This window comes from Zestomonas carbonaria (assembly GCF_904061905.1).
GTDB lineage: Bacteria > Pseudomonadota > Gammaproteobacteria > Pseudomonadales > Pseudomonadaceae > Aquipseudomonas > Aquipseudomonas carbonaria.
In genome coordinates this window covers 73,513-88,277 of sequence record NZ_CAJFCI010000029.1, presented here as the reverse complement: position 1 = coordinate 88,277, position 14,765 = coordinate 73,513, and the positions used below count along the sequence as shown (strand labels likewise).

12 protein-coding genes are annotated in these 14,765 nt (G+C 64.5%); 11 read left to right on the top strand and 1 reads right to left on the bottom strand.

The window, feature by feature from the left end; genetic code table 11:
- Positions 1-115 precede the first annotated feature (115 nt).
- The 9 genes from PSEWESI4_RS06380 to PSEWESI4_RS06340 all read left to right on the top strand — a co-directional run bounded on the left by PSEWESI4_RS06380 (position 116) and on the right by PSEWESI4_RS06340 (position 11,585).
- Complete coding sequence (locus tag PSEWESI4_RS06380; protein WP_187670353.1) at positions 116-742, top strand: response regulator; 627 nt, start codon at positions 116-118, stop codon at positions 740-742.
- 541 nt (positions 743-1,283) lie between these two features.
- Positions 1,284-1,853 (top strand): nucleotide exchange factor GrpE, encoded by a 570-nt coding sequence (gene grpE, locus PSEWESI4_RS06375; protein WP_187670352.1) that lies wholly within the window; start codon positions 1,284-1,286, stop codon positions 1,851-1,853.
- A gap of 98 nt (positions 1,854-1,951) precedes the next feature.
- The gene (dnaK, locus tag PSEWESI4_RS06370) at positions 1,952-3,868 is read left to right on the top strand and encodes a molecular chaperone DnaK (RefSeq protein ID WP_187670351.1); all 1,917 of its coding nucleotides are present in this window, start codon (positions 1,952-1,954) and stop codon (positions 3,866-3,868) included.
- A gap of 114 nt (positions 3,869-3,982) precedes the next feature.
- On the top strand, positions 3,983-5,107 hold the full coding sequence (dnaJ, locus tag PSEWESI4_RS06365; protein WP_187670350.1) for a molecular chaperone DnaJ: 1,125 nt from the start codon (positions 3,983-3,985) through the stop codon (positions 5,105-5,107).
- 86 nt (positions 5,108-5,193) lie between these two features.
- Entirely contained in the window at positions 5,194-5,997 is an 804-nt protein-coding gene (gene dapB, locus PSEWESI4_RS06360) for a 4-hydroxy-tetrahydrodipicolinate reductase (protein ID WP_187670349.1), read from the top strand.
- 307 nt (positions 5,998-6,304) lie between these two features.
- On the top strand, positions 6,305-7,441 hold the full coding sequence (gene carA / locus PSEWESI4_RS06355; protein WP_187670348.1) for a glutamine-hydrolyzing carbamoyl-phosphate synthase small subunit: 1,137 nt from the start codon (positions 6,305-6,307) through the stop codon (positions 7,439-7,441).
- A gap of 40 nt (positions 7,442-7,481) precedes the next feature.
- Positions 7,482-10,703, top strand: coding sequence for a carbamoyl-phosphate synthase large subunit (carB, locus tag PSEWESI4_RS06350; protein WP_187670347.1), 3,222 nt, complete (start codon positions 7,482-7,484; stop codon positions 10,701-10,703).
- A complete protein-coding gene (gene greA, locus PSEWESI4_RS06345; RefSeq protein WP_187670346.1) occupies positions 10,700-11,176 on the top strand; it encodes a transcription elongation factor GreA in 477 nt (158 codons plus the stop codon). Before carB ends, greA begins: the two co-directional genes overlap by 4 nt.
- The gene (locus PSEWESI4_RS06340) at positions 11,154-11,585 is read left to right on the top strand and encodes a DUF4149 domain-containing protein (protein ID WP_187670345.1); all 432 of its coding nucleotides are present in this window, start codon (positions 11,154-11,156) and stop codon (positions 11,583-11,585) included. Before greA ends, PSEWESI4_RS06340 begins: the two co-directional genes overlap by 23 nt.
- Positions 11,586-11,661: 76 nt before the next feature.
- Here the strand turns inward: PSEWESI4_RS06340 and yhbY are convergent, their stop codons facing one another.
- Positions 11,662-11,973, bottom strand: coding sequence for a ribosome assembly RNA-binding protein YhbY (gene yhbY, locus PSEWESI4_RS06335; RefSeq protein ID WP_187670344.1), 312 nt, complete (start codon positions 11,971-11,973; stop codon positions 11,662-11,664).
- A gap of 90 nt (positions 11,974-12,063) precedes the next feature.
- Here yhbY and rlmE point away from each other — a divergent pair, with 90 nt between their 5' ends.
- Together rlmE and ftsH are read left to right on the top strand one after the other, a co-directional pair.
- The gene (rlmE, locus tag PSEWESI4_RS06330; protein ID WP_187670343.1) at positions 12,064-12,690 is read left to right on the top strand and encodes a 23S rRNA (uridine(2552)-2'-O)-methyltransferase RlmE; all 627 of its coding nucleotides are present in this window, start codon (positions 12,064-12,066) and stop codon (positions 12,688-12,690) included.
- Positions 12,691-12,845: 155 nt separating this feature from the next.
- On the top strand, positions 12,846-14,765 hold the full coding sequence (gene ftsH / locus PSEWESI4_RS06325; RefSeq protein ID WP_456243206.1) for an ATP-dependent zinc metalloprotease FtsH: 1,920 nt from the start codon (positions 12,846-12,848) through the stop codon (positions 14,763-14,765).

Below are 14,765 nucleotides of genomic sequence, written 5' to 3'. Positions count from 1 at the left end.
TGGTTCTCTGGGGCCCCGCTTGCACGGGGCTCCACCGTCATCCCCCCTACGCGGGCCGCCGCGAACGCGGGGACCCAATAAAAGAAACGCAGCATCGACAAGGGGAGACACGCCAGTGATTCGTGTACTGGTCGCCGAAGACCACACAATCGTCCGCGAGGGCATCAAGCAGTTGATCGGCCTAGCCAAGGATCTGGTGGTGGCCGGCGAGGCCGGCAATGGCGAGCAATTGATGGAGACCCTGCGGCAGACACCCTGCGAGGTGGTGCTGCTGGACATCTCGATGCCCGGGGTCAACGGCCTGGAGGTGATTCCACGGATTCGCGCGCTGAACGATCCGCCGGCGGTCCTGGTGCTGTCGATGCACGACGAGACGCAGATGGCGGCGCGCGCGCTGAAGATTGGTGCGGCCGGCTACGCCACCAAGGACAGCGATCCGGCGCTGCTGCTCACGGCGATCCGCAAGGTCGCTGGCGGTGGCCGCTACATTGACCCGGAACTGGCCGACCGGATGGTCTTCGAGGTCGGCCTGACCGACGAGCGTCCTCCCCATGCGCTGTTGTCCGAGCGCGAGTTCTCGGTGTTCGAGCGCCTGGTGAAAGGCGACAGCGTCAACGACATCGCCCAGGAGCTGGCGCTCAGCAGCAAGACCATCAGCACCCACAAGGCGCGCCTGATGCAGAAGCTCGGCGCCAACTCGGTGGCCGACCTGGTCCGCTACGCGCTGGAGCACAAGCTTTGAAAAAGCCGGGAAGAGCGCTGGAGGCTGGAGAGCTGGACGAAAAGGCGGCCCGGCTCTTGTAGGGTGTGCCGTGTGCACCGTTTACCCTGGCGCGGGCAGGGTGGTTCACCGGAAACGTAGGTGTTGGACTCGGATCGGTGCGCGCGGCGCACCCTACGTGGAAGCCTCGTCCTCGACCGTCATCCTCGCGCACGCGGGGACCCAGTAAACAGCCTCCCGGATTTCATCCGGGCTACTCGTCCGCTGTTGTAGGAGCCAGCTTGCTGGCGATGCTTTGGCGTTGCCGGTGATCGCGCGCATGGCGCGCTCCTACAGGTCGGCATCGAGGCTGCGTTCGTAGGATCGGCGGGGACGCCCAGTTCCATGGCCGCGAAAAAGGTTTGACGGACAGGGAAGTGGCCAGAACCCTGTCCAGCCTCCAGCCTCCAGCCTCCAGCCTCCAGCCTCCAGCCTCCAGCCCCTTGAACCCGGATTTATCGTCCCCATATAGGCCGGCAGAAGCGCGGGCACGGCCCGCCACCGCATTCCACAGGAGGACCCGATGGCTGACGAACAGAACCTGGATACGCCGGAAATCGAAGAGAACCAAGCGCCCGAAGCGGCCGCCGATGTCGATCTGGCCGCGCGCGTGCAAGCCCTTGAGGAGCAATTGGCAGCCGCCCAGGATCAATCGCTGCGCGTCGCCGCCGAGATGCAGAACGTGCGCCGCCGCGCCGAGCAGGACGTCGAGAAGGCGCACAAGTTCGCCCTGGAGAAGTTCGCCAGCGACCTGCTGCCGGTGGTCGATAGCCTAGAGCGCGGCCTGGAGCTGTCCAGCAGCAGCGACGACTCGGTCAAGGCGGTGCGCGAGGGCATGGAGCTGACCCTCAAGCTGCTCCTCGATACCCTCAAGCGCCACCAGATCGAACCCATCGACCCGCACGGCGTGCCGTTCGATCCTGAACTCCACCAGGCGATGGCCATGGAGGAAAGCACCCATGTCGAGCCGAATACCGTGCTCAAGGTGTTCCAGAAGGGCTACCTGCTCAGCGGCAGGCTGATGCGCCCGGCCATGGTCGTGGTCAGCAAGGCGCCGGCTCAGGTGCCGCCGTCGATCGACGAGCAGGCTTGAAAACGGCGCGGTCAACCCCATCTGTTTAACCAAGCGAATTACTGCTGCCGTGGCCGATGACAGGGCCACGGTCAAATCCAAGTTTCGGGAGAGAGAATATGGGCAAAATCATCGGTATCGACCTGGGGACCACCAACTCCTGTGTCGCCATTCTGGAAAACGGCAACGTCAAGGTGATCGAGAACGCCGAAGGCGCTCGCACCACGCCGTCGATCATCGCCTACACCAATGACGGCGAGATCCTGGTCGGCCAGTCGGCCAAGCGCCAGGCCGTGACCAACCCGCACAACACCCTGTACGCGGTGAAGCGCCTGATCGGCCGCCGCTTCGACGAAGACGTCGTGCAGAAAGACATCAAGATGGTTCCCTACAAGATCGCCAAGGCCGATAACGGTGACGCCTGGGTGGAAGTGAAGGGCCAGAAGATGGCGCCTCCGCAGATTTCCGCGGAAGTGCTGAAGAAGATGAAGAAGACCGCCGAAGACTACCTCGGCGAGCCGGTCACCGAAGCGGTCATCACCGTGCCGGCCTACTTCAACGACAGCCAACGCCAGGCCACCAAGGACGCCGGCCGCATCGCCGGTCTGGACGTCAAGCGCATCATCAACGAGCCGACCGCGGCGGCGCTCGCCTATGGCATGGACAAGGCCAAGGGCGACCACACCGTGATCGTCTATGACCTGGGCGGCGGTACCTTCGACGTGTCGGTGATCGAGATCGCCGAGGTCGACGGCGAGCACCAGTTCGAAGTGCTGGCCACCAACGGCGACACCTTCCTGGGTGGCGAGGACTTCGACCTGCGCCTGATCGACTACCTCGTCGACGAATTCAAGAAAGAGTCCGGCATCGACCTGAAAGGCGATCCGCTGGCCATGCAGCGCCTGAAGGAAGCCGCCGAGAAGGCCAAGATCGAGCTGTCCTCCAGCCAGCAGACCGACGTCAACCTGCCGTACATCACTGCCGATGCGTCCGGTCCGAAGCACCTCAACGTGAAGATTTCCCGCGCCAAGCTGGAAGCCCTGGTCGAGGACCTGGTCGCCCGCACCATCGAGCCGTGCCGCATCGCCCTGAAGGACGCCGGCCTGGACGTGGGCAGCATTCATGACGTGATCCTGGTCGGTGGCCAGACCCGCATGCCGCTGGTGCAGCAGAAGGTCGCCGAGTTCTTCGGCAAGGAGCCGCGCAAGGACGTCAACCCGGACGAAGCCGTGGCCATGGGCGCCGCCATCCAGGGCGCCGTGCTGGCTGGCGACGTCAAGGACGTGCTGCTGCTCGACGTGACCCCGCTGACCCTGGGTATCGAAACCATGGGTGGCGTGATGACCGCGCTGATCGAGAAGAACACCACCATCCCGACCAAGAAGTCGCAGGTGTTCTCCACCGCCGACGACAACCAGTCGGCCGTGACCATCCACGTGCTGCAGGGCGAGCGCAAGCAGGCCGCGCAGAACAAGTCGCTGGGCAAGTTCGACCTGGCCGAGATTCCGCCGGCGCCGCGCGGTGTGCCGCAGATCGAAGTCACCTTCGACATCGACGCCAACGGCATCCTGCACGTGTCCGCGAAGGACAAGGCCACCGGCAAGCAGCAGTCCATCGTGATCAAGGCCAACTCCGGCCTGTCCGAGGAGGAGATTGCCCAGATGGTGCGCGATGCCGAGGCCAACGCCGAGGAAGACCGCAAGTTCGAGGAGCTGGCGGCTGCCCGCAACCAGGGTGATGCGCTGGTCCACGCGACCCGCAAGATGCTCACCGAGGCCGGCGACAAGGCGACCGCCGACGAGAAGGCCGCCATCGAGAAGGTGCTGGGCGAACTGGAAGTCGCGGTGAAGGGCGACGACAAGGCCGCCATCGAAGCCAAGATGGCCGCGCTGTCCGAAGCCACCACTCCGCTGGCCCAGAAGATGTACGCCGAGCAGCCGCAACCGGGCGCTGCCGCCCAGGGCGCGGAAGAGCCGAAGGGTGCTGCCGACGACGTGGTCGATGCCGAGTTCGAAGAGGTCAAGGACAACAAGTAAGGGTCACGCTTCCGCCCAACCCGTCGCCACGCGGCGGGCATGATTCGCCGCGCGGGAGTCTTCTCCCGCGTCGGCGTATCTGGATGATGCGAAATTCGAGAGTGCAGCAGAGCTATGGCTAAACGTGACTATTACGAGGTGCTCGGGGTCGAGCGCGGCGCCAGCGAGGCGGAGCTGAAGAAGGCTTACCGGCGCCTGGCGATGAAGTACCATCCTGACCGAAATCCCGGCGACAAGGCCTCGGAAGACCATTTCAAGGAGGCCAACGAAGCCTACGAAGTGCTGTCCGATGCCAGCAAGCGCGCGGCCTATGATCAGTACGGCCATGCTGGTGTCGATCCGAACATGGGGGGCGGCGCCGGCGGTTTCGGCGGCGCGAATTTCTCCGATATCTTCGGCGATGTGTTCAGCGACTTCTTCGGCGGCGGCCGTGGTGGCTCGCGCGGTGGCGCGCAACGCGGCAGCGACCTGCGCTACACCCTGGAACTGGATCTGGAAGAGGCGGTGCGCGGCACTTCGGTGACCATTCGCGTGCCGACCCTGGTTTCCTGCAAGACCTGCGATGGTTCCGGTGCCAAGAAGGGCACCAGCCCGGTCACCTGTACCACCTGCGGCGGTATCGGCCAGGTGCGCATGCAGCAGGGCTTCTTCTCGGTGCAACAGACCTGCCCGCGCTGCCACGGCAGCGGCAAGATGATCACCGACCCCTGCGGAAGCTGCCACGGCCATGGCCGGGTGGAAGAACACAAGACCCTGTCGGTCAAGGTGCCGGCGGGCGTCGATACCGGCGACCGCATCCGCCTGTCCGGCGAGGGCGAGGCCGGCACCCACGGTGGGCCGCCCGGCGATCTCTACGTGGTGGTCAACGTGCGTGAGCACCCGATCTTCCAGCGCGATGGCAAGCACCTTTATTGCGAAGTGCCGATCAGCTTCGCCGACGCAGCGCTGGGCGGCGAGCTGGAAGTGCCGACCCTGGACGGGCGGGTCAAGCTGAAAATCCCCGAGGGCACCCAGACCGGCAAGCTGTTCCGCCTGCGCGGCAAGGGCGTCGCCCCGGTTCGCGGCGGCGCGCCCGGCGACCTGATGTGCCGGGTCGCGGTGGAGACCCCGGTGCACCTGACCAAGCGTCAGCGCGAGCTGCTCGAGGAATTCCGTGGCTCGCTGCAGGGCGACACTTCCCACTCGCCCAAGGCCAGTGGCTGGTTCGAGGGCGTGAAGCGCTTTTTCGGTGATGTTTGAACGAGGCCTCAAGCTGCAAGCTTCAAGCCGCAAGAGGGTGTTGCGTTTGACTTGCAGCTTGAGGCTCGCAGCTTGGAGCTGACTTTATGCGACGTATTGCAGTGATGGGCGCCGCCGGGCGCATGGGCAAGACCCTGATCGAGGCGATCCAGCATGCCGATGGCGCGGGGCTGACCGCGGCGGTGGATCGCCCGGACAGTACTCTTGTCGGCGCCGACGCCGGCGAGTTGGCGGCCATCGGACGGATTGGCGTGCCGCTGTCGGCGGACCTGGCCAAGGTGGCTGACGAGTTCGACGTGCTGATCGACTTCACCCATCCGTCGGTGACCCTGAAGAACCTGGAAATCTGCCGCCAGACCGGCAAGGCCATGGTGATCGGCACCACCGGCTTTTCGGCCGAGGAAAAGCAGAGGCTCGCCGAGGCGGCCCGGGAAATCCCGATCGTCTTCGCCGCCAACTTCAGCGTTGGCGTCAACCTCTGCCTCAAGTTGCTGGATACCGCGGCGCGGGTGCTGGGGGACGACGTCGATATCGAGATCATCGAGGCCCATCACCGCCACAAGGTCGATGCACCGTCCGGCACCGCGCTGCGCATGGGCGAGGTGGTGGCCAGCGCGCTGGGCCGCGACTTGCAGAAGGTCGCGGTGTATGGGCGTGAAGGCCAGACCGGCGCCCGTGCTCGCGAGACCATCGGCTTCGCCACCGTACGCGCCGGCGACGTGGTCGGCGACCATACTGTGCTGTTCGCCGCCGATGGCGAGCGCGTGGAGATCACCCACAAGGCGTCCAGCCGCATGACCTTCGCCAAGGGCGCGGTGCGCGCCGCGCTGTGGCTGGATGGCCGTGAGGCAGGGCTGTACGACATGCAGGATGTGCTTGGGTTGAATTGACGGAAAGCCGATAAGAGCGCTGGAGGCTGGAGGGCTGGACGAAAAGGCGGCCCGGTTGAACGCATGGCCATTTCTCTGGATTCCCGCATGCGCGGGAATGACGAAGTGGGATGTCCAGTTGGGTGATGCTGTCCAGCCTCCCTTTCCACTGGACCAAAAAGCGCATTTCCTGTATGATTCCCGCTTTAGTGTGTCCACTAAAAGTTACGCAGAATGATTCAGATAAAAAGCGGGGTGACGGTTTCTTACGTCATCCCGCTTTTTTACAACCTGCGTTTGCCTCAAGCCTTGATTACGGGAGGTCTTCTTGACTAAGCCAGCCATTCTCGCCCTTGCTGACGGCAGCATCTTTCGCGGCGAGGCCATCGGTGCCGATGGCCAGACAATCGGCGAGGTGGTGTTCAACACCGCCATGACCGGCTATCAGGAAATCCTCACCGACCCTTCCTATGCCCAGCAAATCGTCACCCTGACTTACCCGCATATCGGCAACACCGGCACCACGCCCGAGGATGCCGAAGCCAACCAGGTCTGGGCCGCCGGCCTGATCATCCGCGACCTGCCGCTGCTGGCCAGCAACTGGCGCAACAAGCAGTCGCTGCCGGACTACCTGAAGGAAAACGGTACCGTGGCCATCGCCGGCATCGATACCCGCCGGCTGACCCGCATCCTGCGTGAGAAGGGCTCGCAGAACGGCTGCATCCTCGCCGGCGATGACGCCACTCCCGAGAAAGCCCTGGAACTGGCGCGCAGCTTCCCCGGCCTGAAAGGCATGGACCTGGCCAGGGTGGTCAGTGCCACCGAGCGCTACGAGTGGCGCTCCAGCGTGTGGAACCTGGAAAGCGACAGTCATCCGGAGATTCCCGCCGAGGAACTGAAGTACCACGTGGTCGCCTACGACTACGGCGTCAAGCTGAACATCCTGCGCATGCTGGTGGCGCGCGGCTGCCGCCTGACCGTGGTGCCGGCGCAGACCCCGGCCAGCGAAGTGCTGGCGCTCAACCCCGATGGCGTGTTCCTGTCCAACGGCCCTGGCGACCCCGAGCCGTGCGACTACGCGATCAAGGCCATCCAGGACATCCTCGAAACCGACATCCCGGTGTTCGGCATCTGCCTCGGCCACCAGTTGCTGGCCCTGGCCTCCGGCGCCCGGACCGTGAAGATGGGCCACGGCCACCACGGTGCCAACCACCCGGTGCAGGACCTCGACAGTGGCGTGGTGATGATCACCAGCCAGAACCACGGTTTCGCCGTGGACGAGACGAGCCTGCCGGGCAACCTGCGCGCCACCCACAAGTCGCTGTTCGACGGCACCCTGCAAGGCATCGAGCGCACCGACAAGGTCGCCTTCAGCTTCCAGGGTCACCCCGAGGCCAGCCCCGGCCCGCACGATGTCGCCCCCTTGTTCGACCGCTTCATCGAAGCCATGGCCAAGCGCCGCTAAGCACGCCTGTCGACTGACCTACGGATTCGAGTGAGTAAAAATGCCTAAACGTACAGACATCAAAAGCATCCTGATCCTCGGCGCCGGCCCGATCGTCATCGGCCAGGCCTGCGAGTTCGACTACTCCGGCGCCCAGGCCTGCAAGGCCCTGAAGGAAGAAGGCTTCCGCGTCATCCTGGTGAACTCCAACCCGGCCACCATCATGACCGACCCGGCCATGGCCGACGCCACCTACATCGAGCCGATCAAGTGGCAGACCGTCGCCAAGATCATCGAGAAGGAGCGCCCGGACGCCCTGCTGCCGACCATGGGCGGGCAGACCGCGCTGAACTGCGCCCTGGACCTCGAGCACCACGGCGTGCTGGAGAAGTTCGGTGTGGAAATGATCGGCGCCAACGCGGACACCATCGACAAGGCCGAGGACCGCTCGCGCTTCGACAAGGCGATGAAGGCCATCGGCCTGGAGTGCCCGCGCTCCGGTATCGCCCACAGTATGGAAGAAGCCTACGGCGTGCTCGACCAGGTCGGCTTCCCGTGCATCATCCGGCCGTCCTTCACCATGGGCGGCACCGGCGGCGGCATTGCCTACAACCGCGAAGAGTTCGAGGAAATCTGCGCCCGTGGCCTGGACCTGTCGCCGACCAAGGAACTGCTGATCGACGAATCGCTGATCGGCTGGAAAGAGTACGAGATGGAAGTGGTCCGCGATAAGAAGGACAACTGCATCATCGTCTGCTCCATCGAGAACTTCGACCCGATGGGCGTGCACACCGGCGACTCGATCACCGTGGCCCCGGCGCAGACCCTGACCGACAAGGAATACCAGATCATGCGCAACGCCTCCCTGGCGGTGCTGCGCGAGATCGGCGTGGAGACCGGCGGCTCCAACGTGCAGTTCGGTATCTGCCCGGATACCGGCCGCATGGTGGTGATCGAGATGAACCCGCGCGTGTCGCGTTCCTCGGCGCTGGCCTCCAAGGCCACCGGCTTCCCGATCGCCAAGATCGCCGCCAAGCTGGCGGTCGGCTACACCCTCGACGAACTGCAGAACGACATCACCGGCGGCCGCACCCCGGCGTCCTTCGAGCCGTCCATTGACTACGTGGTCACCAAGGTGCCGCGTTTCGCCTTCGAGAAGTTCCCGAAAGCCGATGCCCGCCTGACCACCCAGATGAAGTCCGTGGGCGAGGTGATGGCCATCGGCCGTACCTTCCAGGAGTCGGTGCAGAAGGCCCTGCGCGGCCTGGAAGTGGGCGCCACCGGCTTCGATCCCAAGCTCGACCTCAACGATTCGGAGTCCGAGAGCACCCTCAAGCGCGAGCTGACCGTGCCGGGCGCCGAGCGCATCTGGTACGTGGCTGACGCCTTCCGCGCTGGCAAGAGCATCGAGGACGTATTCGCCCTGACCAAGATCGACCCCTGGTTCCTGGTGCAGATCGAGGACCTGGTCAAGGACGAGGAGCAGGTCAAGACCCTGGCCCTGTCGAAGATCGACGCCGAGCTGATGCGCAAGCTCAAGCGCAAGGGCTTCTCCGATGCGCGCCTGGCCAAGCTGCTCGGTGTCACCGAGAAGAACCTGCGCAGCCACCGCCACAAGCTGAAGGTGCTGCCGGTCTACAAGCGCGTCGACACCTGCGCCGCCGAGTTCGCCACCGACACCGCCTACATGTACTCCACCTACGAGGAGGAGTGCGAGGCCAACCCGTCCGGCCGCGAGAAGATCATGATCCTCGGCGGCGGCCCCAACCGCATCGGCCAGGGCATCGAGTTCGACTACTGCTGCGTGCACGCCGCGCTGGCGATGCGTGAAGACGGCTACGAGACCATCATGGTCAACTGCAACCCGGAAACCGTCTCCACCGACTACGACACCTCCGACCGCCTGTACTTCGAGCCGGTGACCCTGGAGGACGTGCTGGAGATCGTCCGCGTCGAGCAGCCGAAGGGCGTGATCGTCCAGTACGGCGGCCAGACCCCGCTGAAACTCTGCCGCGCCCTGGAGGAAGCCGGAGTGCCGATCATCGGCACCTCGCCGGACGCCATCGACCGCGCCGAAGACCGCGAGCGCTTCCAGCAGATGGTCCAGCGCCTCAACCTGCGCCAGCCGGCCAACGCCACCGCGCGCAGCGAAGACGAGGCCCTGGCCCTGTCGAAGAGCATTGGCTACCCGATGGTGGTGCGCCCGTCCTACGTGCTGGGCGGCCGCGCGATGGAAATCGTCTACCAGGAAGAAGAGCTCAAGCGCTACATGCGCGAGGCGGTGAAGGTCTCCAACGACAGCCCGGTGCTGCTCGACCGCTTCCTGAACTGCGCCATCGAAGTCGACATCGACGCGGTGTGCGACGGCGAGACCGTGGTGATCGGCGCGATCATGCAGCACATCGAACAGGCCGGCGTGCACTCTGGTGACTCCGCCTGCTCGCTGCCGCCGTACTCGCTGCCGCAGCACATCCAGGACGAGATCCGCGAGCAGGTCAAGAAGATGGCCCTGGAGCTGGGCGTCGTCGGCCTGATGAACGTGCAGATGGCGGTGCAGGGCGAAGACATCTACGTCATCGAAGTGAACCCGCGCGCCTCGCGTACCGTGCCGTTCGTCTCCAAGTGCGTCGGCGAGTCGCTGGCCAAGGTGGCCGCCCGCGTGATGGCCGGCAAGACCCTGGCTGAAGCCGGCTACACCGAGGAAATCATCCCGCCGTACTTCAGCGTCAAGGAAGCGGTGTTCCCGTTCGCCAAGTTCCCCGGCGTCGACCCCATCCTCGGCCCGGAAATGAAGTCCACCGGCGAGGTGATGGGTGTCGGCGACAGCTTCGCCGAAGCCTTCGCCAAGGCCCAGTTCGGCGCCAGCGAGATCCTGCCGACCTCCGGCTGCGCGTTCATCAGCGTGCGCGAGGACGACAAGCCGATGGTCGCCCAGGTTGCTCGCGACCTGGTCGAGCTGGGCTTCGAGGTCGTCGCCACCGCCGGCACGGCGAAAATGATCGAGGCCGCCGGGCTGCCGGTGCGCCGGGTGAACAAGGTGACCGAAGGTCGTCCGCACGTGGTCGACATGATCAAGAATGATGAGGTTTCCCTGATCATCAACACCACGGAAGGGCGTCAGTCCATCGCTGACTCCTATTCCATTCGTCGTAACGCCCTGCAGCACAAGATCTGCTGTACCACCACCCTGGCTGGTGGGCAGGCGATCTGTGAGGCGCTCAAGTTCGGTCCCGAGAAGACCGTGCGCCGGCTGCAGGATCTCCATGCAGGAATCAAGGCATGAGTAAATTCCCCATGACCGTCCAGGGCGCCCGTGCCCTGGAAGAGGAACTGAAACACCTGAAGACCGTACTGCGTCCGCAGATCACCCAGGCCATCGCCGAGGCGCGGGAGCTGGGCGACCTCAAGGAAAACGCCGAGTACCATGCCGCCCGCGAGCAGCAGGGCATGGTCGAGGCGCGCATCCGCGATATCGAAGGGCGCCTGCAGAACGCGCAGATCATCGACATCGCCAACATCCCGCACAGCGGCAAGGTGATCTTCGGCACCACGGTGGACATCGCCAACGTGGAAACCGACGAGACCGTGACCTACCAGATCGTTGGCGACGACGAAGCCGACATCAAGAAAGGCAAGCTGTCGGTCAGTTCGCCCATCGCCCGCGCCCTGGTTGGCAAGGAAGAGGGCGACGTGGTGGCGGTGAAGACGCCCAGTGGCCTGATCGAGTACGAGATTGTCGAAGTCCGCCACCTTTAAGCATCAGCCGCTCAAGGCGGGCGCCATCAGTTGGCAACTGGCCCAGACTTTCTGGGTCGGCGGCCTCTGGTTGCTGCATTTCGTGATGCTGCCGGCGCTGGACAAGATCGGTCTGGCGCCGTTGCTGATCGAAGAGATCGCCAACCTGTTGCGCCCGCTGCTGGTCGGCTTCACGGCATTCTGCGCGCTGCTTCAGTTGCTGGTGCTCTGGCAGGCCGAACGGCCAGTGGGGATATGGCGGGATACGCGCGGCCAGCTACTGCTGGCCGTACTGGCGATGGCGGCGGTCTATTTCGCGGTGCGTGCGGTGGCGCCGGAAGCCTTGCGCTGGCTGCTGTTCAACTACCTGGTGCTGGCGTTGTGCGGCATCCTGCTGGTGCTGCAGCCGCCGCCGGGGCAAGGCAGGTAAGCTTCCGTAGGGGCGAGCTTGCTTGCGAACATCCGCTTCGTGAGCAGGGCCCGCTCCTGTGGAAAGCCGGCGCCATTCAGCCCTGGTAGCGGCTGACGTTGGACAGGTTGCGGTTCGGCTTGGGGTTCTTGCGGTAGAGCAGGGCCATCTTGCCGATGGTTTGTACCAGTTCCGCCTTGCTGGCCCGGCACAGCTCGGCGATCGCGTTCTGGCGATCCTCGCGCTCGGCCAGGCGCAGTTGCACCTTGATCAACTCGTGGTCGTTGAGGGCCCGCTCCAGTTCGGCCAGCACACCTTCGGTCAGGCCGTTCTCGGCGACGATCAATACCGGTTTCAGGTGGTGGCCGATAGATTTGTATTGCTTCTTCTGCTCTTGAGTGAGCGGCATAATCCGACCCCTGCGTCTGGTCTTGTAAAAAACGGCGGCCATTTTACCCGAGTGACCCGGGCGCCGCCCAATTAATGACGAGGTAACCCCTTGGCCCGTTCGAAAACCAGCTCGCGCTGGCTGAAAGAGCACTTCGACGACCCTTACGTCAAAATGGCGCAAAAGGACGGCTACCGTTCGCGTGCCAGTTATAAGCTGCTGGAGCTCCAGGAAAAGGACCGCATCCTGCGGCCCGGCATGACGGTGATCGACCTCGGTGCGGCGCCGGGCGGCTGGTCGCAGGTGACCAGTCGCTTGATCGGTGACAAGGGCACGCTGATCGCGTCCGATATCCTGGAGATGGACAGCATCCCCGACGTCACCTTCATCCAGGGCGACTTCACCGAGGATGCGGTGTTCGCGCGGATCCTCGACGCGGTCGGCGATCGCCCGGTGGACCTTGTGATTTCCGACATGGCCCCCAATATGAGTGGAGTGAGAGCGGCCGACCAGCCGCGCGCGATGTACCTGTGCGAACTGGCGCTGGACCTCGCTTCGCGCGTATTGCGGCCCGGCGGTGACTTCCTGATCAAGATCTTCCAGGGCGAAGGCTTCGACCAGTACCACAAGCAGGTCCGCGAGATGTTCGACAAGGTGCAGATGCGCAAGCCCCTGTCGTCGCGCGACCGCTCCCGCGAGCAGTATCTGCTCGCGCGAGGCTTCCGCGGCCTGGACTAGAGTGAAACGCATGGGGCTGGACGAAGGTCCAAACCTCATAAAGGGTTACAGACGGCGCCTGCCTGGGCTGGGCGTTGTGTAGTAAGTTAGGCGGGTGATCCACCAGCCATCATGCGAGGCGCGTTCCCGGACGGCTTGCTTCAGAGGGTAGCTAATTGAACGACATGGCAAAGAACCTGATCCTGTGGCTGATCATCGCAGCCGTGCTGGTGACGGTGATGAACAACTTCTCCAGCCCCAACGAGCCGCAGACGCTGAACTATTCGCAGTTCATCGAGCAGGTCAAGGATGGCGGCGTGCAGCGGGTGAGCATCGAGGGCTACACCATCAGCGGCGTCGGCACCGACGGCAAGCCGTTCACCACGGTGCGCCCGATGATCGAGGACCCGGGCCTGATCGGCGACCTGATCAACAACAACGTGGTGGTCGAAGGCAAGAAGCCCGAGCAGCAGAGCATCTGGACCCAGTTGCTGGTCGCCAGCTTCCCGATCCTGGTGATCATCGCCGTATTCATGTTCTTCATGCGCCAGATGCAGGGCGGCGCGGGCGGCAAGGGCGGCCCGATGAGCTTCGGCAAGTCCAAGGCGCGCCTGCTCTCCGAAGACCAGGTGAAAACCACCCTGGCCGACGTCGCCGGTTGCGACGAGGCCAAGGAAGAAGTCGGCGAACTGGTCGAGTTCCTGCGCGATCCGGGCAAGTTCCAGCGCCTGGGCGGGCGTATCCCGCGCGGCGTGCTGATGGTCGGCCCGCCCGGTACCGGTAAGACCCTGCTGGCCAAGGCCATCGCCGGCGAAGCCAAGGTGCCGTTCTTCACCATCTCCGGTTCGGACTTCGTGGAAATGTTCGTCGGTGTCGGCGCCTCCCGTGTGCGCGACATGTTCGACCAGGCCAAGAAGCACGCGCCGTGCATCATCTTCATCGACGAGATCGACGCCGTCGGTCGCCATCGTGGCGCCGGCATGGGCGGCGGTCACGACGAGCGCGAGCAGACCCTCAACCAGTTGCTGGTGGAGATGGACGGCTTCGAGATGAACGACGGCATCATCGTCATCGCCGCGACCAACCGTCCCGACGTGCTCGACCCGGCGCTGCTGCGTCCCGGCCGTTTCGACCGCCAGGTGGTGGTCGGCCTGCCGGACATCCGTGGTCGCGAGCAGATCCTCAAGGTGCACATGCGCAAGGTGCCGGTCAGCGACGACGTCAAGCCGGCGGTGATCGCCCGCGGTACGCCGGGCTTTTCCGGCGCCGACCTGGCCAACCTGGTCAACGAGGCGTCGCTGTTCGCCGCCCGTGCCGGCAAGCGCATCGTCGAAATGAAGGAATTCGAGCTGGCCAAGGACAAGATCATGATGGGCGCCGAGCGCAAATCCATGGTCATGTCCGAGAAGGAGAAGCTCAATACCGCGTTCCACGAGGCGGGCCACGCCATCGTCGGCCGCCTGGTGCCCGAGCACGACCCGGTCTACAAGGTGTCGATCATCCCGCGCGGACGTGCGCTGGGCGTGACCATGTTCCTCCCCGAGGAGGATCGCTACAGCCTGTCCAAGCGGGCGCTGACCAGCCAGATCTGCTCGCTGTTCGGCGGTCGTATCGCCGAGGAAATGACCCTGGGCTTCGACGGTGTGACCACCGGCGCCTCCAACGACATCATGCGTGCCACGCAGATCGCGCGGAACATGGTGACCAAGTGGGGTCTGTCGGAGAAGCTCGGTCCGCTGATGTATGCGGAAGAAGAGGGCGAAGTGTTCCTCGGCCGCAGCATGGGCAGCCAGCACACCAACGTCTCCGGCGAAACCGCCAAGATGATCGACCAGGAGGTACGCAGCATCATCGACCACTGCTACGCCACGGCCAAGCGGCTGCTGGAGGAGAATCGCGACAAGCTCGACGCGATGGCCGATGCGCTGATGAAGTACGAGACCATCGACTCCGACCAGATCGACGACATCATGGCCGGTCGGCCGCCGCGCGAACCGCGTGACTGGGGCGGTGACGACGCCGGCAAGCCGGTCGCCAGCAGCGAGGGCGGAGATCTTCCCGAAAAGCCCATTGGTGGCCCGGCCGCCGAGCACTAA